Here is a 21,393-nt window from a genome sequence, read left to right on the forward strand (position 1 = left end):
CTCGGCACCCACGTCCGTCCCCATCAGGCATACAGGAGCAGCCATGCAAGGCCACGGCTACGCGCCGCCACCGCCGAAGCGACCCTCGACCGGGGTGCTGGTCGTGCTGCGCGTGATCTTCGTGGCCGTGCCGATCCTCAGCATCGGGTTCCTGGCGTGGGTGGCGACGCTGCGCGCGGCGATCGTGACCCGCAGGGCCGTCGACTGGTGGGTCTTCGCCGCCTCCGTGGTGGTCCTCGGCATCAGCTTCGCCTTCCTCAGCACCGACCACACCGACGACTTCAGCACGTCGAACGGCAACGCGGGCATGATCATCCTGCTGCTGAACGCCGTTGCCTGCGTCGGCTACTTCCTCTACGCGGACATACGCCACCACAGCCGGCTCCACCAAGTGGGCGCCGGGCAGCCGCCGATGGCGCCGGGCTACGGATACCCGCAGCCCGCCTCGCCGTTCACCGCGGCGGCCGTGCCGAGTACTCCGCAACCCCCTTACGGCGCGCCCCCGATGCCCCACACGCCCGCTCCGCACGCCCCCGTGCCCCAGCCGCCCGTCCCCGCCCCGCCGCAGCGCCCCGCGCCCGCCCGGATCGACCAGGTGCGCGCCGAACTGGACGAGCTCAGCGACTACCTGCGCAAGCACCCCGGCAATCCTGAGGGCGGAAGGTGAGCGTGGCGGCGGGACGCGTCGTCGCCGGCCGTTACGAACTGTCCACGCTCATCGGCCAGGGCGGCATGGGCCAGGTCTGGACGGCGTACGACCAGCGGCTCGACCGGCGCGTGGCGGTCAAGCTGCTGCGCCCCGACAAGGTGGCCGGGCAGGAGGCGGACGAGCTGCGCCGGCGGTTCGTGCGCGAGTGCCGGGTGACCGCGCAGGTCGACCACCCCGGGCTCGTCACCGTGCACGACGCGGGCAGCGAGGGCGAGGAGCTCTTCCTCGTCATGCAGTACGTCGACGGCGCCGACCTCTCCGACCATCTCGCCGAGCACGACCCGTACCCGTGGCAGTGGGCGGTCGCCGTCGCCGCGCAACTGTGCGCCGTGCTGAGCGCCGTGCACGCCGTGCCGATCGTCCACCGCGACCTCAAGCCGCGGAACGTGATGGTCAAGCAGGACGGCACCGTCACCGTCCTCGACCTCGGCGTGGCCTCCGTCATGGACGCCGACACCACCCGCCTCACCCACACCGGTACGCCCATCGGCTCGCCCGCCTACATGGCGCCCGAGCAGGCGATGGGCGGCGCGGTCGGCCCGTACACCGACCTGTACGCGCTCGGTGTGCTGCTACACGAACTGCTCAGCGGTGACGTCCCGTTCGCCGGCTCCACGGCGCTCGGCGTACTGCACCGGCATCTGTACGAGCCCCCGGTGCCCGTGCGCCGTCTGCGCGCCGAGGTCCCGGAGGCGCTGGAAGCGCTCGTCCTGCGCCTGCTCGCGAAGGACCCGCAGCATCGCCCGGCGTCCGCGCAGGAGGTGTACGAGCACCTGGCGCTGCTCCTACCCGCGCGCGGGATGCCCACAGGGGCGCCGCTGGACCCCACGCGTCCCTTCCTGCGCCCGCACGCCCCCTGGCCGGACCGCGCGCGCACGCCCGCGCCCCAGCCCGCCCCGGTCGCGCCCGTTCCGGAGAAGCCCGACGTCGCGCGCGCCGTCGACGAGGTCAAGCGGCTGCTGGGCGAGGGCCGCATCACCCAGGCCGTCGACATCCTCGGCGCGATCCTGCCCGCCGCCGCCGAACAGCACGGCGAGCACTCCCCGGTGGTCCGCACCCTGCGCAAGCAGTACGCGGCCACGCTCATGGACGACGGCCAGTACCGGCGCGCGCTGCCCGAACTGCGCCGGCTCGCCGACGAACGCGCCGCTGAGGCCGGCCAGGCCGACCCGCAGTCCCTGCGCTACCGCTACGAGGCCGCCCAGTGCCTGGAGTCGCTCGGCGAACCGGCAGCGGCGCTCGCCGAGTACCGCGCGCTGCTGCCGTACTACGAGAACCAGTACGTGTCCGCGGGCGACCCCGAGCTCTCCCATGACGTGCGCCGGCGTATCGGCCACCTCCTGCTCGCGCTCGGCGACCGCGCCGCCGCGCACGACACGCTCGCGCGCCTGCTCATGGACGTGGAGCGGCTGCGCGGCCCCGCGCACCCCCTCGCGGCCGAGATCCGCCGCACGCTGCAGTGGCTGGGACAGGTGCGCGGCTAATGGGGCCGATGATTTTGCTGTTCCATGAGGGAATTTTGTAAATCTACGGGGCTTACGTTTTCCGAACGCATGAGCGGTGCCGGATAGGTTCGGTTCGTTTTTCGCCAACGCGGCAACGCACGACCAGGGGTGGGGTAGTCATGGCCGGCCATCGGCAGTCCAAGAAGCGCAGGTACATCACGTGGGCCGTCGCGGGCACCGCCGTCGTGGCCGGGGCCGGGATCGCCGCGCAGACCTCCATGGCCGCCACCACCTGGCCAGCGCAGCGGACGTACACCGGGCGCGCCTTCGACACCTGCGCCGCCCCCTCGCTCGCCGCGATGAAGGCATGGAAGGGCGGCCTCTACGGCGCCGCCGCGGTCTACGTCGGCGGCAAGAACCGGGGCTGCTCCCAGCCCAACCTGACCGCCTCCTGGGTCAAGTCCGTCAGCGGCGTCGGCTGGAAGCTCATCCCGATCTACGTCGGCGCCCAGCCGCCCTGCCAGTCCGGCTCCAACCCCGAGAAGCTCACCGCCGCCACGGCCGCCGCCCTCGGCAAGACCGACGCCGACGACGCCGTGGCGAAGGCCTCCGCGCTCGGCATGAAGGCCGGCAGCCCGATCTACCTGGACATGGAGTCGTACGACATCACGAACACGTCGTGCAACAACGCCGTGCTCACCTATGTCCGCGCCTTCGACAAGGAACTGCGCGCCAAGGTCTACCGCGCGGGCTACTACGGCTTCACCAGCTCCAGCGCGAAGGCGATCGCCAACGCCACCGACAAGACCGACCTGCCGGGCAACCTCTGGTACGCGCTGTGGGACAAGCAGAACACCACGACGACGGACTGGCCGTTCGGCAAGACCCAGTACACCGACCACAGCCGCGGTCACCAGTACCTGGTCAACAGCAAGGAGACGCGCAACGGCTACACGCTCACCGTGGACCGTGACGCGTGGGACGCCCCGGTGGCCATCACGGGCTGAGCCCGGTCGGGCCGCGCCGGGGCATGTGCGGGCGCGGCGGTGCCCGAAGCCGCGGTGAATCGTTGGTCGAATGGGGCGGTCGAGGGGTTGGCCCCAGCCGTCCCACTGCCTACCATCGATCACCGCAAGACTTTGTGCACCGTCGCACAATCTCCTCGGGAGGCTTCCTTGCACCGCCGCCGTCGCACCGCGCTCCTGCTCACCGCCGCGATCGCCGCCGCGGCCCCTCTCCTCACCGCCTGTGGAAGCGACGCGCATCCCGGCGCGGCGGCCGTCGTGGGCGGCCGGCGGATCACCGTGTCGCAGCTCGAGAACCGGGTGAACGAGGTGCGCGAGGCGCAGCGCGCGGCCGTGGCGAACGAGGCGCAGTACAAGCAGGCCGTCGCGCAGACCGGCAGCCTCACCCGCGACACCCTGCACGGCATGGTCCTCGACCAGGTGGTGCGGCGCGCCGCCCAGGACGCGGGCGTGAGCGTCACCCCCAAGGACATCCAGCAGATGCGGGCCGGCCTGGAACAGCAGGTCGGCGGCTCCAAGGCGCTCGAGACGGCCTGGCTGCAGCAGTACGGGGTGGCCCCCGAGCGCCTCGACGACAACCTGCGCCTCCAGCTCGAGGCCCAGAAACTCGCCCAGAGCCTCGGCACCGACACCAGCAAGCCGGCCTTCTGGGACGCCCTGTCCAAGGCGTCCAAGGAACTCCACGTCGACCTCAACCCGCGCTACGGCACCTGGGACGTCCAGAAGAGCAGCCGCGTGGACGCGAAGACGCCGTGGGTCCGCGAGGTCACGGCGACCCAGCAGTCGGCGTAGCCGAAGCCGGAGGAACGGTACAGCGGCGCCGCCCACCTGTGGACAACCAGCCTCCCGCCCTGTGGACAACTCGTGGTGCCGTCGATGACGTGGGTTAGCTTCGAACCGTGAACGCAACCAGCCGTCCCGAAGACGCCGCCGTCGCCCCCGGCCGCATCGTCCTGCTCACCACCAGCCACCGGGTGGCACCCGGCCTGCTGTCCTGGCCCGCGTGGCAGGCCCTGCACGCGGCCGACCGTGTGCTGTGCGCGGACGGCGCGCACCCGCAGCTGCCGTATCTGCGGGAGGCGGGCACAGCCGTCGACGAGGGGGCCCCGACGGCCGAGGAGTTGGTGGCCGCCTGCTCCGGTGGCCGCACGGTCGTGGTCGTCGCCACGGGCGAGGGCGAGCCTGCCCTCACGGACGGCCTCGCGCGGCTCGCCGGTTCGGGACGCGTGAGCATGCCCGACCTGGAGCTCCTCCCCGCCTCCTATGACCTGCCCGGCGCCCGCCTCCTCGACCTCGTCCAGGTCATGGACCGGATCCGTCTCGAATGCCCCTGGTCCTCCCAGCAGACCCACAAGGGCCTGGCGAAGTACGGCATCGAGGAGGCGTACGAACTCGTCGAGGCGATCGAGGACGGCGATCGCGACGAGCTGCGCGAGGAACTGGGCGATGTCCTGCTGCAGGTCGTCTTCCACTCCCGCATCGCCGAGGAGGACCCCGAGAATCCCTTCTCCATCGACGACGTGGCCGGCGGCATCGTCGCCAAGCTCATCCACCGCCACCCGCACGTCTTCGGTGACGAGACGGCGACGACCCCGGAGGAGGTCAAGGAGCACTGGCTGCGCACCAAGGCGATCGAGAAGCGGCGGGAGTCGGTGACCGACGGGATACCCCTGGGCCAGCCGGGCCTCGCCCTCGCGTCGAAGCTGGCGTCCCGCGTGCGGACGGCCGCACTGGACGTGCCGCTGCCGACGGGTGAGGGCATCGGCTACGAACTGCTCGCGCTGGCGGCGCGGGCGGAGGCGCAGGGCGTGGACCCGGAAGCCGCGCTGCGGGTCGCGGCGCGGGCGTACCGAGACGCGGTGCGCGCCACTGAGGGGCTGTCCTCCTAGTACTGCGGTCCGGCTGAGGGGCTGTCCTCTGAGCCCCGCGGTCCCCTGCCCTCCCGGCTCTGCGGTCCGCTCTCGTCCTGGCCCCGCGGTCTGCTGTCGTCCTGGCCCCGCGGTCCCCTGCCTTCCCGGCCCGCGGTCCGCACTCGTCCTGGCCCCGGGGTCCGCTGTCGCTCGGCCGTCTGCTGTCGCTCGGCTCGGAGGTCTGCTGTCGTCCTGGCCCCGGGGTCTCCTGTCCTCCCGGCCCCGGGGTCCTCCTGTCCTCCCCGGCCCCGCGGTCCCCTGCCCTCCCGGCCCCGCGGTCGGCTCTCGTCGCCCGGCACCCCGTGCGCCGGCGTCCCGGCGCCGAGGTCTGGACGGGTGCGCGAGGCCGGATACCGTCGAGGAGTGACCAGCCATCCCGCTTCCGACAGCACCGTCCCGGAACTCTTCAGCTGGGAGTTCGCCACCGACCCCTACCCCGCCTACGCGTGGCTGCGTGAGCACGCCCCCGTCCACCGGACCACGCTGCCCAGCGGAGTCGAGGCCTGGCTGGTCACCCGGTACGCCGACGCCAAGCAGACGCTCGCCGACAGCCGGCTCTCCAAGAACCCCGCGCACCACGACGAACCCGCGCACGCCAGGGGCAGGACGGGGATCCCGGGGGAGCGGAAGGCGGAGCTGATGACGCATCTGCTCAACATCGACCCGCCGGACCACACCCGGTTGCGCCGGCTCGTCAGCAAGGCCTTCACCCCGCGACGTGTCGCCGAGTTCGCCCCGCGGGTGCAGGAGTTGACGGACCGTCTCATCGACGGGTTCGCGGGGAAGGGGGAAGCGGACCTCATCCACGAGTTCGCCTTCCCGCTCCCCATCTACGCGATCTGCGACCTCCTCGGCGTCCCGCGCGAGGACCAGGACGACTTCCGGGACTGGGCGGGCATGATGATCCGGCACGGGGGCGGACCGAGGGGCGGGGTCGCACGGTCGGTGAAGAGGATGCGGGGGTACCTCGCCGAGCTCATCCACAAGAAGCGCCAGGCCCTCCCTGACGAGCCCGCTTCCGGCGAGGACCTCATCTCCGGGCTCATCCGCGCCTCCGACCACGGCGAGCACCTCACCGAGAACGAGGCCGCGGCGATGGCGTTCATCCTGCTGTTCGCCGGGTTCGAGACCACTGTCAACCTCATCGGCAACGGCACCTACGCCCTGCTCACCCACCCCGAGCAGCGGCGAGCCCTCCAGACCTCCCTCGCGGCCGGCGAAGAGGGTCTGCTCGCGACCGCCGTCGAGGAACTCCTGCGCTACGACGGCCCGGTGGAACTGGCGACCTGGCGGTTCGCCACCGAACCCCTCACCATCGGCGGACAGCGCATCGCGGCCGGCGACCCGGTCCTCGTCGTCCTGGCCGCCGCGGACCGGGACCCGGAGCGGTTCGCCGACCCCGACACCCTCGACCTCGCCCGGCGTGACAACCAACACCTCGGCTACGGCCACGGCATCCACTACTGTCTCGGCGCCCCGCTGGCCCGGCTGGAGGGCCAGACCGCGCTGGCCACGCTGCTCACCCGGCTGCCGGATCTGCAACTCGGGGCCGACCCGGCCGAGTTGAGGTGGCGCGGCGGGCTCATCATGCGCGGACTGCGCACGCTTCCGGTGGAGTTCACTCCGGCCGGGTGAGGAGACACCGCCGGACAAACGCCGGACAAACATGACACGCGCTCAAGTCTGTGATCTTCACGTGATCTACGCGGCATTAACTTGTGACAAGTGATCGTCTGACGATACGTTCACGGATCAACAGCGGCGCCAGGGTTTGGCCCACGCTTCACGCGCCGTGGTCAGTACTGTCTCGCGAAAGGCCCCGCACATGCTCTCCGGGAACGGTCGTCACCGTCGCCCCCGCCAGGCTCCGGCCCTGCTCGTCGCGGCCGGCGTGACCGGCTCCGCCATCGCCATCCCGCTCCTCGGTGCGGCGAGCGCGAACGCGGCCGACGGGACCACGTGGGACAAGGTGGCGAACTGCGAGACCGGCGGCTCCTGGAGCGAGAACAGCGGCGGCTTCTACGGCGGCCTGAAGCTGACCCAGGACGACTGGGACAAGTACGGCGGCCTCGACTACGCCGAGCGCCCCGACCTCGCCAGCCGCAACCAGCAGATAGCCGTCGCCGAGAAGATCCTCGACGCCGAGGGCGTCGGCGCCTTCCATACCTGTGGACTGACCTCCGGGCTGACCAAGGACTCGGCCTCGGTGGACATCGACACCGGCGTGTCCGGCGGTTCGTCCGGTTCGTCCGGTTCGTCCGACGCCTCGGGCGGGTCCGGCTCCACCGGCCTGTCCAACTCCTCGGGCGACTCGGTGGGTGACTCCTCCTCGACGGACGGCTCGCCGTCGCCCTCCGCCTCCACCGGCTCTCCCTCCGCATCGGCGGGCAAGTCCAGCAAATCGGACAACTCGGCCTCACCTTCCGCGTCTCCCTCGGATTCACGGACGGCCGACAGCCCGTCGACAGGTCGGTCGAAAAGCCGCGACTCGGACAATGAGCGGCAGGCGGTGGGCTCTTGGAGCCTCGTCGACACCGGCGCCGTCGCCTCCGCCACGGGCACCGGACGGCACCGCGGCGCGAGCGCCGAGGGGGCCGTCACCGAGAGCGCCAAGGGCGGCACGTACACCGTGCGCGCCGGTGACACCCTCGGCTCCATCGCCGACAGCCTTGGCCTGGACGGCGGATGGCGCGCGCTCTACGGCGCGAACAAGCAGGCCATCGGTGCCGACCCGAACCATGTCTCCGCCGGTCAGACGCTCGAACTTCCGGTTGAATAAGGGGCGAACGGGGCGGAAAAAGACGGGAGTTCACGTCACACTTCGCACTGAATGTCCGGTTTGGCGAAAGTGTGGGATGAGTCTCAGAAGCCCTGATCGTCTTTGAAATTCCGCCGATTCCGTGTCTACGGTCTTCACCGCTCGGCAATCCGAGCCCCGACGGCCGCAACGCCGAATCCTGCCAGTGGCCGTACGGGAACAGTCGTCGCTTGACAGCGCCGTAGGCAGGAGCGGGGGACCCAAGGTAAGTGCCCCACCGGGCAGTTGACGGTGGCGGCTTGGGGTGGAGCCGCGTCTCGTGGAAGCGAGGACGCGGCCGGGCAACTCAACCGGCCCGAACCCGACAGCTCACCTCGCAGGCGTCGGTGAGGGGATCAACCATGCTGTTTTCCGGCAAGGGCAAGCACCGTCGTCCGTCCAAGGCCACCCGTGCCGCCGCGCTCGCCGGTGTCACCGGTGTCGCCATCGCCGCTCCGCTGATGGCGGCCGGCAACGCCTCCGCCGCCACCGCCTCCCAGTGGGACGCGGTCGCCCAGTGCGAGTCGGGCGGCAACTGGTCCATCAACACCGGCAACGGTTACTACGGCGGCCTGCAGTTCTCCGCCTCCACCTGGGCCGCGTACGGCGGCACCGCCTACGCCCCGCAGGCCAACCAGGCCGGCAAGGCGCAGCAGATAGCCGTCGCCGAGAAGGTCCTCGCCTCCCAGGGCAAGGGCGCCTGGCCGGTCTGCGGCAAGGGCCTGTCCAGCGCCGCGTACAACGGCGCGAGCGCCTCCAGCGGCACCACGAACCGCTCGACCGAGTCGCAGGCCGCCTCCCGCTCCTCCGAGCGTCCGGCCGCCAAGACCCACAAGAGCCAGAAGACCGTCACCACCCCGACCGGCAAGAAGGTCAAGAAGGGTGACGGCGAGTACAAGGTCGTCAAGGGTGACACCCTCAGCTCCATCGCCGCCAAGCACGGCGTCAAGGGCGGCTGGAAGAAGCTGTTCGAGCTGAACAAGGACATCATCGCCGACGCCAACCTGATCTACCCGGGTCAGCAGCTGCACCTGAAGTAATAGCTGAACCACAGGGCCCTGACAGCCGTGTCCCCCAGTGCGGAGGACGCGTGAGGGCCTCCCCCTCCCCGTCCCCACGGGCTCCCCGCTCCGGTGCGTGTTCCCCCGTACGCACCGGGGCGGGGCTTTTTCATGCGCGGATGCTCGCGCCGTTTTCACGCGGGAGCGCCCCACCCTCTTTGTTCCGTTCAGAAACAATTTACTCTCGGTTCTGCCCAAGAGATGGTCGGCGGCGTGGCCGATCGGCCTTGGGCGGTTAGGCTCGTCTCGCAGAGCCACCGCGGCGCTTCACAGCCGCGTCACATGGAAGAAGGAGATGCTCGTGCCGTCCATCGACGTCGTCGTAGCCCGGGAAATCCTGGACTCCCGAGGCAACCCCACGGTCGAGGTCGAGGTCGGCCTCGACGACGGCAGCACGGGTCGTGCCGCCGTCCCGTCCGGCGCCTCCACGGGTGCCTTCGAGGCCATCGAGCTCCGCGACGGTGACCCCAACCGCTACCAGGGCAAGGGCGTCGAGAAGGCCGTCCTCGCCGTCATCGAGCAGATCGGCCCGGAGCTGGTCGGGTACGACGCCACCGAGCAGCGCCTGATCGACCAGGCGATGTTCGACCTGGACGCCACCGACAACAAGGGCTCCCTGGGTGCCAACGCCATCCTCGGCGTCTCCCTCGCCGTCGCCCACGCCGCCTCCGAGGCCAGCGACCTCCCGCTCTTCCGCTACCTGGGCGGCCCGAACGCGCACCTGCTGCCGGTGCCGATGATGAACATCCTGAACGGCGGCTCGCACGCCGACTCCAACGTGGACATCCAGGAGTTCATGATCGCCCCGATCGGCGCGGAGTCCTTCTCCGAGGCGCTGCGCTGGGGTGCGGAGGTCTACCACACCCTGAAGAAGGTCCTGAAGGGCAAGGGCCTGGCCACCGGCCTCGGCGACGAGGGCGGCTTCGCCCCGAACCTCGAGTCCAACCGCGCCGCCCTCGACCTCATCCTCGAGGCGATCAAGCAGGCCGGGTACGTCCCGGGCGAGCAGATCGCGCTCGCGCTCGACGTCGCCGCGTCCGAGTTCTACAAGGACGGCAAGTACGAGTTCGAGGGCAAGTCCCGCTCGGCCGCCGAGATGACCGAGTACTACGAGGAGCTCGTCGCCGCCTACCCGCTGGTCTCCATCGAGGACCCGCTGTTCGAGGACGACTGGGCCGGCTGGAAGGTGCTCGCCGACAAGCTCGGCGACAAGGTCCAGATCGTCGGCGACGACCTGTTCGTCACCAACCCCGAGCGCCTCGCCCGCGGCATCGAGGAGGGCACCGCGAACGCCCTGCTCGTGAAGGTGAACCAGATCGGCTCGCTGACGGAGACCCTGGACGCCGTCGAGCTCGCCCAGCGCAACGGCTTCAAGTGCATGATGTCGCACCGTTCCGGCGAGACGGAGGACGTCACCATCGCCGACCTGGCCGTCGCCACCAACTGCGGGCAGATCAAGACCGGCGCCCCGGCCCGCTCCGAGCGCGTCGCCAAGTACAACCAGCTGCTGCGCATCGAGGAGATCCTCGACGACGCGGCGGTGTACGCGGGACGCAGCGCGTTCCCGCGCTTCAAGGGCTGAGCACGAAGGGCTGAGCGCCAAGGGCTGAGCACCAAGGGCTGAGCACCGTCAACGGCTGATCCTTACGGGGTTAAGCCTTAGCCAGTCGTACGTACGTCCCCGTACCGGTCCCGTACCGTGTGCGGGGACGTACGCACGTGTGACGGGAGGCGGGGAACATGGCCGTGAAGGACCGGGACCGGTTCTCCACCGCGACCAGACTGCGGCTGCTCGGCGAGCAGACCGCCGCCCGTGTGTACCGCTCCCAGACCCGTCGGCAGGCCCGCCGCTCCCGCCTCACCGGCCGCGCGGCCCTGCTCGCGCTCGTGCTGTGCACGCTGGTGGTGGCGCTGGCCTATCCGATGCGCCAGTACGTCTCCCAGCGCGCCCAGATCTCCGACATGGAGCGGCAGCAGCAACAGGAGCGACAGCGGGTCGAGCAGCTGCGCGACCTCAAGGCGCGCTGGCAGGACGACGCCTACGCCGAGCAGCAGATCCGGCAGCGGCTGCACTATGTGATGCCGGGCGAGACGGGGTACGTCGTGATCGACCCGGACGCGGCCAAGCAGTCCCGCGCCGACGTCGGGACCGCTGACCGGCCCTGGTACGCCAATGTCTGGGACGGGGTCGACAAGTCCGACGCCTCCGACCAGTGACGTGACGAGAGAGACAAGTTCGTAGTGGAAACGCCTCCGCCGACCACCCCGCGCACCGAGCCCACCGACGCGGATGTCGAGGCCTTCAAGCAGCAGCTCGGGCGTCCGCCGCGCGGCCTGCGCGCCATCGCCCACCGGTGCCCGTGCGGGCAGCCGGACGTCGTGGAGACGGCGCCCCGTCTTCCCGACGGCACCCCCTTCCCCACCCTGTACTACCTGACGTGCCCCAAGGCGAACTCCGCCATCGGCACGCTGGAGGCGAACGGGGTGATGAAGGAGATGACGGAGCGGCTGGGGACGGATCCCGAGCTGGCCGCCGCGTACCGTGCCGCGCACGAGGACTACGTCCGGCGCCGGGACGAGATCGAGGAGCTGACCGGTTTCCCCAGCGCCGGTGGCATGCCGGACCGGGTGAAGTGCCTGCACGTCCTGGTGGCGCATGCGCTGGCCGCCGGCCCGGGTGTGAACCCGCTCGGCGACGAGGCGATCGCCATGCTGCCCCAGTGGTGGGCCAAGGGGACCTGCGTGACGCCCGCTAAGGAGGACGAGAAGTGACCCGTGTCGCCGCCGTCGACTGCGGTACGAACTCCATCCGGCTGCTCGTCGCCGACGCGGACCCCCGGACCGGGGAACTGGTCGATCTGGACCGGCGCATGACCATCGTGCGGCTCGGGCAGGGCGTCGACCGGACCGGGCGGCTCGCGCCCGAGGCGCTGGAGCGGACCTTCGCCGCCTGCCGCGAGTACGCGGCCGTCATCAAGGAGCACGGCGCCGAGCGGCTGCGGTTCGTGGCCACCTCCGCCTCCCGGGACGCGGAGAACCGGGACGAGTTCGTGCGCGGGGTCCTCGACATCCTGGGCGTGGAGCCGGAGGTCATCTCCGGCGACCAGGAGGCCGAGTTCTCCTTCACCGGGGCGACCAGGGAGCTGGCCGGCGCCGATCACCTCGACAGGCCGTACCTGGTCGTGGACATCGGCGGCGGGTCAACCGAGTTCGTGGTCGGTGAGGACCACGTGCGGGCGGCCCGCTCCGTGGACGTCGGCTGTGTGCGGATGACCGAGCGGCACCTGGTCCGGGAGGGCGCCGTGACCGACCCGCCCACCGAGGAGCAGATCGCCGCCATGCGGGCCGACATCGAGCGGGCCCTGGACCTCGCAGAGGAGACGGTCCCGCTGCGTGAGGCGCGCACCCTGGTCGGGCTCGCGGGGTCGGTGACGACCGTCTCGGCCATCGCCCAGGACCTGCCCGAGTACGACTCCGCCCGCATCCATCACTCCCGGGTCTCCCTCGAACGCGTCCGGGAGATCACCGACTGGCTGCTGCACTCCACCCACGCCGAGCGGGCCGCCGTACCGTCCATGCATCCCGGCCGTGTCGACGTCATCGCCGCCGGGGCCCTCGTGCTGCTGTCGATCATGGAGCGGACCGGTGCGGGGGAGGTCGTCGTCAGCGAGCACGACATCCTCGACGGCATCGCGTGGTCGGTGGCGTAGGTCTCGTTTGTTACTGATCGGTAGCACTCGGACGAGCAGGTCGGGTAGCGTCTGAGCATGATCGAGGGGCCCTCGCGGGCCCCTCGGTGACGCGCCGCCGGGAAAGTTCGTGAAGTTCTTCACAAGGAATTCCACCGTGTCGAACCACGAAAAGGCCCCGCTTGGGCCTTCCGGGGGTCCAACAGGCCCTTGAACACGTTCAATAGGAGCGTGTAAGGGGGCGGGGGAAGGGGCTTCCGGAGGGTTGTTTCGAGCCGTTCACGGGAGCGTCATCAGGCCGGAGGGGCTGCTCACGCGGCATTGACAACGGGTCGTACCGGGCGGGGGGTTCCCCACCCGACCATGATCCACGGCACGCGGGTCGCGCAGAATAACACACCCCCTGCAAGAGCTTGTGAAGGGGCGCACGAGCTACCCCCCTGGGGCGGGTGGATACTCGATGCCATGAGCACCACGGAGCGTCCCAGGATCCTCGTAGTAGGCGGTGGGTACGTAGGCCTGTACGCAGCTCGGCGCATCCAGAAGAAGATGCGCTACGGAGAGGCGACCGTCACGGTCGTCGACCCCCGGTCGTACATGACCTACCAGCCCTTCCTCCCCGAAACCGCCGCCGGCAACATCTCCCCGCGCCACGTCGTCGTCCCGCTGCGACGCGTGCTGCCGAAGGCGGAGGTCCTCACCGGCCGGGTCACCACCATCGACCAGGACCGCAAGGTCGCCACGATCGCCCCGCTGGTCGGCGAGGCGTACGAGCTGCCCTTCGACTACCTGGTGATCGCGCTCGGCGCGGTCTCCCGCACCTTCCCGATCCCCGGCCTCGCCGAGCAGGGCATCGGCATGAAGGGCATCGAGGAGGCCATCGGCCTGCGCAACCACGTCCTCGAGCAGCTGGACAAGGCCGACTCCACCACCGACGAGGAGATCCGCCGCAAGGCGCTCACCTTCGTCTTCATCGGCGGCGGCTTCGCCGGTGCCGAGACCATCGGTGAGGTCGAGGACCTGGCCCGCGACGCGGCCAAGTACTACAAGAACGTCTCCCGCGAGGACATGCGCTTCATCCTCGTCGACGCCGCCGACAAGATCCTGCCCGAGGTCGGCCCCAAGCTGGGCGCCTACGGCAAGGAGCACCTGGAGAGCCGCGGTGTGGAGATCTACCTCTCCACCTCGATGGACTCCTGCGTCGACGGCCACGTGGTGCTCAAGAACGGCCTCGAGGTCGACTCCAACACCATCGTGTGGACCGCCGGTGTGAAGCCCAACCCGGCCCTCGCCCGCTACGGCCTGCCGCTCGGCCCCCGCGGTCACGTCGACTGCGAGCCGACCCTCCAGGTCAAGGGCACCGACTACATCTGGGCCGCCGGCGACAACGCCCAGGTCCCGGACCTCGTCGGCCGCAAGGCGGGCAACGAGAACGCCTGGTGCCCGCCGAACGCCCAGCACGCGCTGCGCCAGGCCAAGGTCCTCGGCGACAACGTGATCTCCGGTATGCGTGGCTTCCCGCAGAAGGACTACAGCCACGCCAACAAGGGCGCGGTGGCCGGTCTCGGCCTCCACAAGGGCGTCGCGATGATCGTCATGGGCAAGATGAAGATCAAGGTCAAGGGCCGTCTCGCCTGGTACATGCACCGTGGCTACCACGGCCTCGCGATGCCGACCTGGAACCGCAAGGTCCGCGTCTTCGCCGACTGGACCCTCGGCATGTTCCTCAAGCGTGAGGTCGTCTCCCTCGGGGCGATGGAGCACCCGCGCGAGGAGTTCTACGAGGCCGCCCGTCCGGTGCCGGCCGCCGAGCCGAAGAAGACCGAGGCCAAGGCCTCCTGACCGGTTTCCGGTCGCTGAACGAACCGAAGGGCCTCCCGCCATCCGTGGTGCGGGAGGCCCTTCGGGTTTTTTCTGATCCGTAACAGCCGTGGGGGACTGCGCGGCCACCTCAACGATGTTTTCGTGGGTATGGGACATTCCGGGATCTCGTCACGGAGGTGTGCGCCATGGCTGACGCCGCACTGCGGCTGAAGAGCCTCGTCGAGCAGTTGCTGGGAGTGCCGTTGCCGGTGCGGATCCGCGCCTGGGACGGTTCGCAGGCGGGGCCGCCGGACGCACCGGCGCTGGTCGTGCGCAACCGCCGGGCGGTGCGCCGACTGCTGTGGAAACCGGGGGAGCTGGGGCTGGCCCGGGCCTGGGTCGCCGGGGACCTGGAGATCGAGGGCGATCTGTACCAGACCCTGGACCTGATGGCGGAGCTCGTCTGGGAGCGCGGGGAGGGCGCCAGGACCCTGCTGCAGGCGCTGCGGGACCCGAAGGTACGGGCCGCCGCCCTGGGACTCGTGAGGATCGCCGGGCTGCCGCTGCCGCCCGCGCCGCCCCGCGAGGAGGTGCGCAGGGCCCGCGCCCATCTGCACACCAAGCGCACCGACAGACGGGCCATCAGCCACCACTACGACGTCGGCAACGACTTCTACGAGATCGTCCTCGGCCCGTCGATGGTCTACTCGTGCGCCTACTGGCCCGCCCCGGACGCCACGCTCGAACAGGCCCAGCGCGACAAGCTCGATCTCGTCTGCCGCAAGCTGGGACTGACGGAGGGTCAGCGGCTGCTGGACGTCGGCTGCGGCTGGGGTTCGATGGCCCTCCACGCGGCCCGCGAGTACGGCGTGCGCGTCGTCGGCATCACCCTTTCCCAGGAACAGGCCGCGTACGCCCGTAAACGGGCCGCCGACGGGGGTCTGACCGACCTGGTGGAGATCAGGGTGCAGGACTACCGGGACGTCGCCGACGGGCCCTACGACGCCATCTCCTCCATCGGCATGGCCGAACACGTGGGCGCCGACCGGTACCTGGAGTACGCGGAGAACCTGTACCGGCTGCTGCGGCCCGGCGGGCGGCTGCTCAACCACCAGATCGGCCGTCGTCCGCAGCGCGACGAATCGTCGTACGACGTCGACGAGTTCATCGACGCGTACGTGTTCCCCGACGGGGAGCTCGCCCCGGTCGGGACCACCGTCACCCAGCTGGAGCGGGCCGGGTTCGAGGTACTGGACGTCGAGGCGATCCGGGAGCACTACGGGCTCACCCTGCGCCGCTGGGTGGCCAACCTGGAGGCCGACTGGGCGCGCGCGGTGCGGCTGGCCGGGGCGGGGCGGGCCCGCGTCTGGCGACTGTACATGGCCGCCTCCGCGCTCTCCTTCGAGCGCAACCGTATCGGCGTCAACCAGGTGCTCGCGGTGCGCACCGCGGAGGGTGGCGCGTCCGGGATGCCGTTGCGGGCCCGGACCTGGGGTGCCTGAGCCGCGTATGTGCGAAGGGGCCCCGTCCGGTCGCCGGACGGGGCCCCGACTGCCGTGCCGCTACTCGGACTTGATGGCCGACAGCATGTTCAGGCGGGCCGCGCGGCGGGCCGGCCAGAGGGCGGCGAGGACGCCGACCGTGGCGGCCAGCAGAAGGAAGACCGCCATCCGGGTCCAGGGCAGGACCAGTTCGTACGTCGGCATCTTCGTGCCGAGCAGCTCGCCGGCCGCCCAGCCGAAGAAGACGCCCAGGCCGATGCCGAGCACTCCGCCGAACAGGGAGATAACCAGGGACTCCAGACGGACCATCCGCTTGACGGACTTGCGGTCCAGGCCGATCGCGCGGAGCATCCCGATCTCCTGGGAGCGCTCGAAGACCGACATGGCCAGGGTGTTGATGACCCCGAGGACCGCGACGACCACCGCCATGGCGAGCAGGCCGTAGACCATGTTCAGGATCAGGGTGAAGGTCTGCGCGATGCTGTTGGAGAGGTCCTTCTTGTCCTGGACCTTGATGGCCGGGTTGGAGCCGAGCGCCTTCTCCAGCCGGTCCTTGGTCGCGTCGGACGCGCCGTCGGCGGTCTTCACCAGGACCTGCATGTCGCCGGGGTCCTTCACGTGCGGGGTGACGACGGAGCTGTCGAGCAGGATGCCCCGGATCAGCTCGTTGCCCTCGTAGACGCCGGAGACCGTCAGACGCGAGGACCTGCCGTCCTCGTAGTGCGCGGTGAAGGACGAACCCGCCTTCCAGCCGTGGGACTTGGCGGTCTCCTTGTCGACGACGGCCTGGGCGCCGCCGACCTCGAAGGTACCGCTGTCGAGCTTGAGGTCGGTGAGCCCGCCGATGGCCGACCCGTTGACGCCGGTCAGGGACTCGCCCGTGCCGTCGATGCGCGAATAGACGTTGCGCAGCGGGCTGGTGGCGGTGACGCCCTCGGTGGCGGACACCTTCTTCTCGACGTCGGGCGAGAGCTCGTTGCCGTTCGCCATGGAGACCACGTAGTCCGCGCGGATCGCCGAACTCGCCATCTTGTCGATGGACTTCTGCAGACTGCCCGCCATCACCGTCATGCCGGTGATCAGGGTGAGGCCGATCATCAGCGCGGAGGCGGTGGCGGCCGTACGGCGCGGGTTGCGCACCGAGTTCTGCCGGGCCAGCTTGCCGGAGACGCCGAAGACGCGCAGCACCGGTGCGGCGGCCGCGATCAGCGGGCGGGACAGCAGCGGTGTGAGGATGAAGACGCCGATGATCAGCAGGACCGCGCCGAGCCCCATCGGGGCCTGGCCGTCGCTGCCGTTCATCGACGTGGCGGCCAGCACGGTCGCCACGCCCGCGGCGCTGAACAGCGCGCCCAGCGTGTTGCGCAGCACCAGCGACTTGGTCGTCGCCTTCGCGTGCAGGCTGCTCATCGCGGCCACCGGCGGGATCTTCGCGGCCCGGCGGCCGGGCAGCCAGGCGGCCAGCACGGTGATGACGACGCCGACCGCGAGGGCGCTCGCGACCGTGCCCGGCGTGATGACCAGCGGTCCGTCCGGGACCGTCGCGCCGAGGGTGTTCATGAGGGAGCGCAGCGCCGCCCCGATGCCGATGCCCGCGACGAGGCCGGTGACGCCCGCGACCGCGCCCACCACGAACGCCTCGATCAGCACCGAGCGGGTGACCTGGCGGCGGGAGGCGCCGACCGCGCGCAGCAGCGCCAGCTCCTTGGTGCGCTGGGCGACCAGCATGGTGAAGGTGTTGGCGATGATGAACGTGCCGACGAAGAGGGCGATGCCGGCGAAGACCAGCAGACCCTGCTTGAGCCCGCTCATCGACGACGAGATCTGCTGCGCCTGGTCGTCGGCGAGTTGCTTGCCGGTGGTGGTCTCGACGAGCCGGGTGCCCAGCGCGCCGTCGAGGGAGGTCTTCAGCGCGGTCTGGGAGGTCCCGGAGGCGGCCTTCACGTCGATCTCGTCGTACGTGCCCGCCCTGCCGAACAGCTTCTGCGCGGTGGCGGTGTCGAAGAGGGCGAGGCTGCCGCCGGCGGCGACATTGCCGTCGTCGGTGGTGAAGATCCCGCTGATGACGGGCTTGAGGACCGGGCCGTCCACGGAGATCCGCACGGTGTCGCCGACCTTGTAGCCGGCGCGCCTGGCGGTGTCCGTGTCGATGGCGACCTGGTTCGCGCCGTGCGGCGCGCTGCCGTCCTTCAGCGGGTAGCGCGGGTCCTTGCCGCCCCAGTAGTTGCCGCCCTCGGAGCGGAAGCCGCCGCCGATGAGCTTGCCGTCCTTGTCGGCGATGGCGGTGAAGCCGCTCACGACTCCGATGGCGTCGGCGGCCCCCGGCACCCTGGCGCTCTTGTCCAGCATCGCCTGGGTCAGTTCGGGCGTCTTGCCGACCGTGTTGCCCTTGTCCTCCTGGTACTTGGCCCGCACGGCCACGTCGACCTGGTCGAAGCCCTTGGCCGAACTCTTCTGGAAGGCGTCGGAGATGGTGTTGGTGAAGACCAGCGTGCCCGAGACGAACGCGACGCCGAGCATCACGGCGAGCACGGTCATCAGCAGCCTGGCCTTGTGCGCGAGTACGTTGCGCAGGGCGGTGCGGAACATCAGCTGATGCGGCCCTTCGCGTCGAACTGCTTCAGGAAGTCCAGGACGTTCTCGGCCGTCGGCCGGTACATCTCGTCGACGATCCGGCCGTCGGCGAGGAAGACGACGCGGTCCGCGTAGGCGGCGGCGACCGGGTCGTGGGTGACCATGACGACGGTCTGCCCCAACTCCCGTACGGAGTTGCGCAGGAAGCCCAGCACCTCGGCCCCGGAGCGGGAGTCGAGGTTTCCGGTGGGCTCGTCGCCGAAGATGATGTCGGGCCGGGAGGCGAGGGCACGGGCCACGGCGACCCGCTGCTGCTGGCCGCCGGAGAGCTGGGAGGGGCGGTGGCCGAGACGGTCCCTCAGGCCGACCATCTCGATGACGCGGTCGAGCCACTGCTTGTCCGGTTTCCGCCCGGCGATGTCCATCGGGAGGGTGATGTTCTCCAGGGCCGTCAGGGTCGGCAGCAGGTTGAAGGCCTGGAAGATGAAGCCGATCTTGTCCCGGCGCAGCTTGGTGAGCTGCTTGTCCTTCAGCGAGCCGAGCTCGGTCTCGCCGATGCGCACCGAGCCGGAGGAGAAGGTGTCGAGGCCGGCCACGCAGTGCATCAGCGTGGACTTGCCCGAGCCGGAGGGGCCCATGATCGCGGTGAACTCGGCCTGCCGGAAGTCGACGGAGACCCGGTCCAGGGCGACCACCTGGGTCTCGCCCTGTCCGTAGATCTTCGACAGGTCCGTGGCGCGTGCGGCCACCGTTGCGGTGGCCCGGCCGGCGACGGGTGTGGTGGTCACGGGAAGGCTCTCCTCGAGGGACGACGTCTTGGAAGGGGACGTGTTCCATCGTGGGGGCCGGGGATGCCCGTGTAGTCAGTCGCAGTTCCGGTTCCGGGGGGCGACTCGGGTCGGACCCGTCGACGCTGCGTCATACCTGGGGATGACGGGGGCCCCTGAGAACTCGCTTTGCCGAGTACATGGCAAGCGCTTGTGCCGGGGGGCGTCGAGAACCGGTGGAGCACCCTCGTTCGGGCGGTGAAATTCCGTCATTCCGTATGCGCGCGCGGGTGTCGGGCGTAAGGCTACTGGCAAGTGCGGATGGCGTGTTCCATGTGCTGATGCACCCTCAGACATCAATAAAATAAGACAACATCGGGCTGCGGTCCGGGCTGTTCGGGGGAAGCATCCCGATAGGCTCGGGACCTCGACGCGGAGCCCATGGCCTGCCCGGATGGTGGAATGCAGACACGGCGAGCTTAAACCTCGCTGCCCCTTCGCGGGCGTGCCGGTTCAAGTCCGGCTCCGGGCACTTCCGCGCCTACGGAACGGAGCGTTCCGTAGGCGAGCGTGACCCTTCGTGAGCATCGGCCTTCACGGACCGTCCGCCTTTTATGGACCGTCAGACTTCGTGGACCGTCAGACTTCGTGGTGCCCGTCAGCCTTTGTCAGACCGTCAGCCTTCGTAGACCGTCAGGACGGCGCCCTCGACCTCGATCCGGCGGCCGGCACGCATCCCGTCGGTGCGGAGTCTGTCCAGACAGCTGTGGAACAGCTCCAGTTCGTCCGCGTCCAGCACCGCGGCGGCGAGGTCGACAAGCTCGGCGACCGCCCCCTCGGTGAGTATCTCCGGCAGTTCCCCGGACAGCAGGACGACGGACTGGCCCGCGGGCCCGCGGACCACGGCCGTGGCCGGTCCGCCATGCACGAACAACACATTCCCCCCAAGGAGCCCGGGGTGGACGTGCGGGTCTCGCTCCTCGGGCAGGACGAGAGATTAGCGGGGGATCTTGGAGTGTTCGGGGGTAGTTGACGTTCCTTTTCCGACTTGACCGAATGCGACGCATCCGTGTTCGGGTGGCGTCACTCCTTGGGTGTACGCGGCGACGACCGGTCCAGCAGGGACTCCACCAGGGCCGCGACATGGCGGCGGTCGTCCGACGAGAGCTTCTGGACGCTCGCGATGAGGAGGTCGACCTCGGGGTCCGCGGGGGTGTCGCTGGCCTCGGGACTGCCGTACACGTGGATGCCGCAGGCCTCCGCGGCGGCGCGGCGGACGGTGTCCAACGGGAGTTCCAGGCCCTTGGACAGTCCCTCCAGGGTGGCCGACTGCGGCATGCGCACGACGCGGTCGGCGGTGGCCAGGTGGTGGACGGTGGAGCGCGGGATGCCGCCGCGGCGCGCCACGTCGCCGTAGGACCAGCCCTTGCGGTCGAGGCGCTCACGGATCAACTGCTGCAGTGCGTTGGCCACGGGTGGGTCACTTCCTGCTGGCTGTGTCGGCAAGACCGTCCATGTCAGGGCCGATTCTACGGTCGCGTCCCCAGGGGGCCGAAAGGGTGATTCCCGGAACGGCTTGCGCACCGGCCCTCCGAGGCCCTAGTGTCCAATCTCGTTGGACAGCTCGTCCGACCAGATTGGACAGAGTCCGGGGGGAACCTGACGCTGTCCGATCGGAAACGCCCATCCCTGAGGGGGAACTGATCATGATGGACGCCTACGAGCTTGAGGCCGAGTCCGCGGAGCTGCTGCCGGGTCGCGAGGCCCTCGGTCGCCTGAAGTTCAGCTTCGGCAAGACGGTCAACGTCACCAAGCACGTCGCCAACATCTCGGCGCACAACGAGTCCGCGGCCCTGAACGACCACTCCTCGTGGTCGGTGGCCGACTCCGGCGCCGCCCAGGCCATCAACGTCACGCAGTAACGCTCGCGCTCCACCTCCGAACGAACCCAGAACATCATCGAAAGGACATCCGTCATGAGCATGGACATGAACGAGCTGGAGACCGAGTCCGCCGAGCTGCTGCCGGGTCGCGAGGCCCTCGGTCGCCTGAAGTTCAGCTTCGGCAAGACGGTCAACGTCACCAAGCACGTCGCCAACATCTCGGCGCAC

The 21,393-nt window shown here is 70.1% G+C and carries 19 protein-coding genes, 1 tRNA gene and 1 riboswitch; of the genes, 16 read left to right on the forward strand and 4 right to left on the reverse strand.

The window, feature by feature from the left end; genetic code table 11:
* Positions 1 to 43 precede the first annotated feature (43 nt).
* From ABZ453_RS16485 to ABZ453_RS16550, 14 genes are all read left to right on the forward strand, one after another.
* The gene (locus ABZ453_RS16485) at positions 44 to 667 is read left to right on the forward strand and encodes a hypothetical protein (RefSeq protein ID WP_359015650.1); all 624 of its coding nucleotides are present in this window, start codon (positions 44 to 46) and stop codon (positions 665 to 667) included.
* 38 nt (positions 668 to 705) lie between these two features.
* Positions 706 to 2,193 (forward strand): serine/threonine-protein kinase, encoded by a 1,488-nt coding sequence (locus ABZ453_RS16490; RefSeq protein WP_280117596.1) that lies wholly within the window; start codon positions 706 to 708, stop codon positions 2,191 to 2,193.
* Positions 2,194 to 2,333: 140 nt separating this feature from the next.
* On the forward strand, positions 2,334 to 3,161 hold the full coding sequence (locus tag ABZ453_RS16495; RefSeq protein WP_359015651.1) for a glycoside hydrolase domain-containing protein: 828 nt from the start codon (positions 2,334 to 2,336) through the stop codon (positions 3,159 to 3,161).
* Between the two features lie 168 nt (positions 3,162 to 3,329).
* Positions 3,330 to 3,971, forward strand: a complete 642-nt coding sequence (locus tag ABZ453_RS16500; RefSeq protein WP_359015652.1) for a SurA N-terminal domain-containing protein — start codon at positions 3,330 to 3,332, stop codon at positions 3,969 to 3,971.
* A gap of 107 nt (positions 3,972 to 4,078) precedes the next feature.
* Positions 4,079 to 5,068: a nucleoside triphosphate pyrophosphohydrolase gene (locus tag ABZ453_RS16505; RefSeq protein ID WP_359015653.1), complete on the forward strand. Its 990-nt coding sequence runs from the start codon at positions 4,079 to 4,081 to the stop codon at positions 5,066 to 5,068.
* Positions 5,069 to 5,452: 384 nt separating this feature from the next.
* Positions 5,453 to 6,724, forward strand: coding sequence for a cytochrome P450 (locus ABZ453_RS16510; RefSeq protein WP_359015654.1), 1,272 nt, complete (start codon positions 5,453 to 5,455; stop codon positions 6,722 to 6,724).
* Positions 6,725 to 6,914: 190 nt separating this feature from the next.
* Entirely contained in the window at positions 6,915 to 7,868 is a 954-nt protein-coding gene (locus ABZ453_RS16515) for a transglycosylase family protein (protein ID WP_359015655.1), read from the forward strand.
* A gap of 206 nt (positions 7,869 to 8,074) precedes the next feature.
* Positions 8,075 to 8,245, forward strand: a riboswitch (cyclic di-AMP (ydaO/yuaA leader).
* A gap of 3 nt (positions 8,246 to 8,248) precedes the next feature.
* The gene (locus ABZ453_RS16520; RefSeq protein WP_359015656.1) at positions 8,249 to 8,926 is read left to right on the forward strand and encodes a transglycosylase family protein; all 678 of its coding nucleotides are present in this window, start codon (positions 8,249 to 8,251) and stop codon (positions 8,924 to 8,926) included.
* Positions 8,927 to 9,242: 316 nt separating this feature from the next.
* Positions 9,243 to 10,529 (forward strand): phosphopyruvate hydratase, encoded by a 1,287-nt coding sequence (gene eno / locus ABZ453_RS16525; protein ID WP_359015657.1) that lies wholly within the window; start codon positions 9,243 to 9,245, stop codon positions 10,527 to 10,529.
* Positions 10,530 to 10,687: 158 nt separating this feature from the next.
* A complete protein-coding gene (locus tag ABZ453_RS16530; RefSeq protein WP_359015658.1) occupies positions 10,688 to 11,164 on the forward strand; it encodes a septum formation initiator family protein in 477 nt (158 codons plus the stop codon).
* 24 nt (positions 11,165 to 11,188) lie between these two features.
* Positions 11,189 to 11,719, forward strand: a complete 531-nt coding sequence (locus tag ABZ453_RS16535) for a DUF501 domain-containing protein (RefSeq protein ID WP_359015659.1) — start codon at positions 11,189 to 11,191, stop codon at positions 11,717 to 11,719.
* Positions 11,716 to 12,657 (forward strand): Ppx/GppA phosphatase family protein, encoded by a 942-nt coding sequence (locus tag ABZ453_RS16540; protein ID WP_359015660.1) that lies wholly within the window; start codon positions 11,716 to 11,718, stop codon positions 12,655 to 12,657. Before ABZ453_RS16535 ends, ABZ453_RS16540 begins: the two co-directional genes overlap by 4 nt.
* A gap of 444 nt (positions 12,658 to 13,101) precedes the next feature.
* Positions 13,102 to 14,478 carry an NAD(P)/FAD-dependent oxidoreductase gene (locus ABZ453_RS16545; protein ID WP_359015661.1) on the forward strand — a complete coding sequence of 459 codons (1,377 nt, stop codon included), beginning with the start codon at positions 13,102 to 13,104 and terminating at the stop codon, positions 14,476 to 14,478.
* A gap of 167 nt (positions 14,479 to 14,645) precedes the next feature.
* On the forward strand, positions 14,646 to 15,941 hold the full coding sequence (locus ABZ453_RS16550; protein ID WP_359015662.1) for a cyclopropane-fatty-acyl-phospholipid synthase family protein: 1,296 nt from the start codon (positions 14,646 to 14,648) through the stop codon (positions 15,939 to 15,941).
* Between the two features lie 60 nt (positions 15,942 to 16,001).
* Here the strand turns inward: ABZ453_RS16550 and ABZ453_RS16555 are convergent, their stop codons facing one another.
* A complete protein-coding gene (locus tag ABZ453_RS16555) occupies positions 16,002 to 18,530 on the reverse strand; it encodes an FtsX-like permease family protein (protein WP_359015663.1) in 2,529 nt (842 codons plus the stop codon).
* On the reverse strand, positions 18,530 to 19,303 hold the full coding sequence (locus ABZ453_RS16560; RefSeq protein ID WP_359015664.1) for an ABC transporter ATP-binding protein: 774 nt from the start codon (positions 19,301 to 19,303) through the stop codon (positions 18,530 to 18,532). The genes ABZ453_RS16555 and ABZ453_RS16560 overlap by 1 nt, the downstream gene beginning before the upstream one ends.
* 427 nt (positions 19,304 to 19,730) lie before the next feature.
* On the opposite strand from ABZ453_RS16560, the gene ABZ453_RS16565 reads away from it, so the two are divergent.
* A tRNA-Leu gene (locus ABZ453_RS16565) sits at positions 19,731 to 19,814 on the forward strand.
* 144 nt (positions 19,815 to 19,958) lie between these two features.
* Here ABZ453_RS16565 and ABZ453_RS16570 read toward each other — a convergent pair.
* Together ABZ453_RS16570 and ABZ453_RS16575 are read right to left on the reverse strand one after the other, a co-directional pair.
* A complete protein-coding gene (locus ABZ453_RS16570) occupies positions 19,959 to 20,210 on the reverse strand; it encodes a hypothetical protein (RefSeq protein ID WP_308286659.1) in 252 nt (83 codons plus the stop codon).
* Between the two features lie 155 nt (positions 20,211 to 20,365).
* On the reverse strand, positions 20,366 to 20,755 hold the full coding sequence (locus ABZ453_RS16575; RefSeq protein WP_359015665.1) for a helix-turn-helix transcriptional regulator: 390 nt from the start codon (positions 20,753 to 20,755) through the stop codon (positions 20,366 to 20,368).
* 233 nt (positions 20,756 to 20,988) lie between these two features.
* Here ABZ453_RS16575 and ABZ453_RS16580 point away from each other — a divergent pair, with 233 nt between their 5' ends.
* Entirely contained in the window at positions 20,989 to 21,204 is a 216-nt protein-coding gene (locus ABZ453_RS16580; protein ID WP_356768741.1) for a hypothetical protein, read from the forward strand.
* Positions 21,205 to 21,393 lie beyond the last annotated feature (189 nt).

It is taken from the genome of Streptomyces sp. NPDC005799, assembly GCF_040630525.1.
GTDB classification, from domain to species: Bacteria; Actinomycetota; Actinomycetes; order Streptomycetales; family Streptomycetaceae; genus Streptomyces; species Streptomyces griseorubiginosus_B.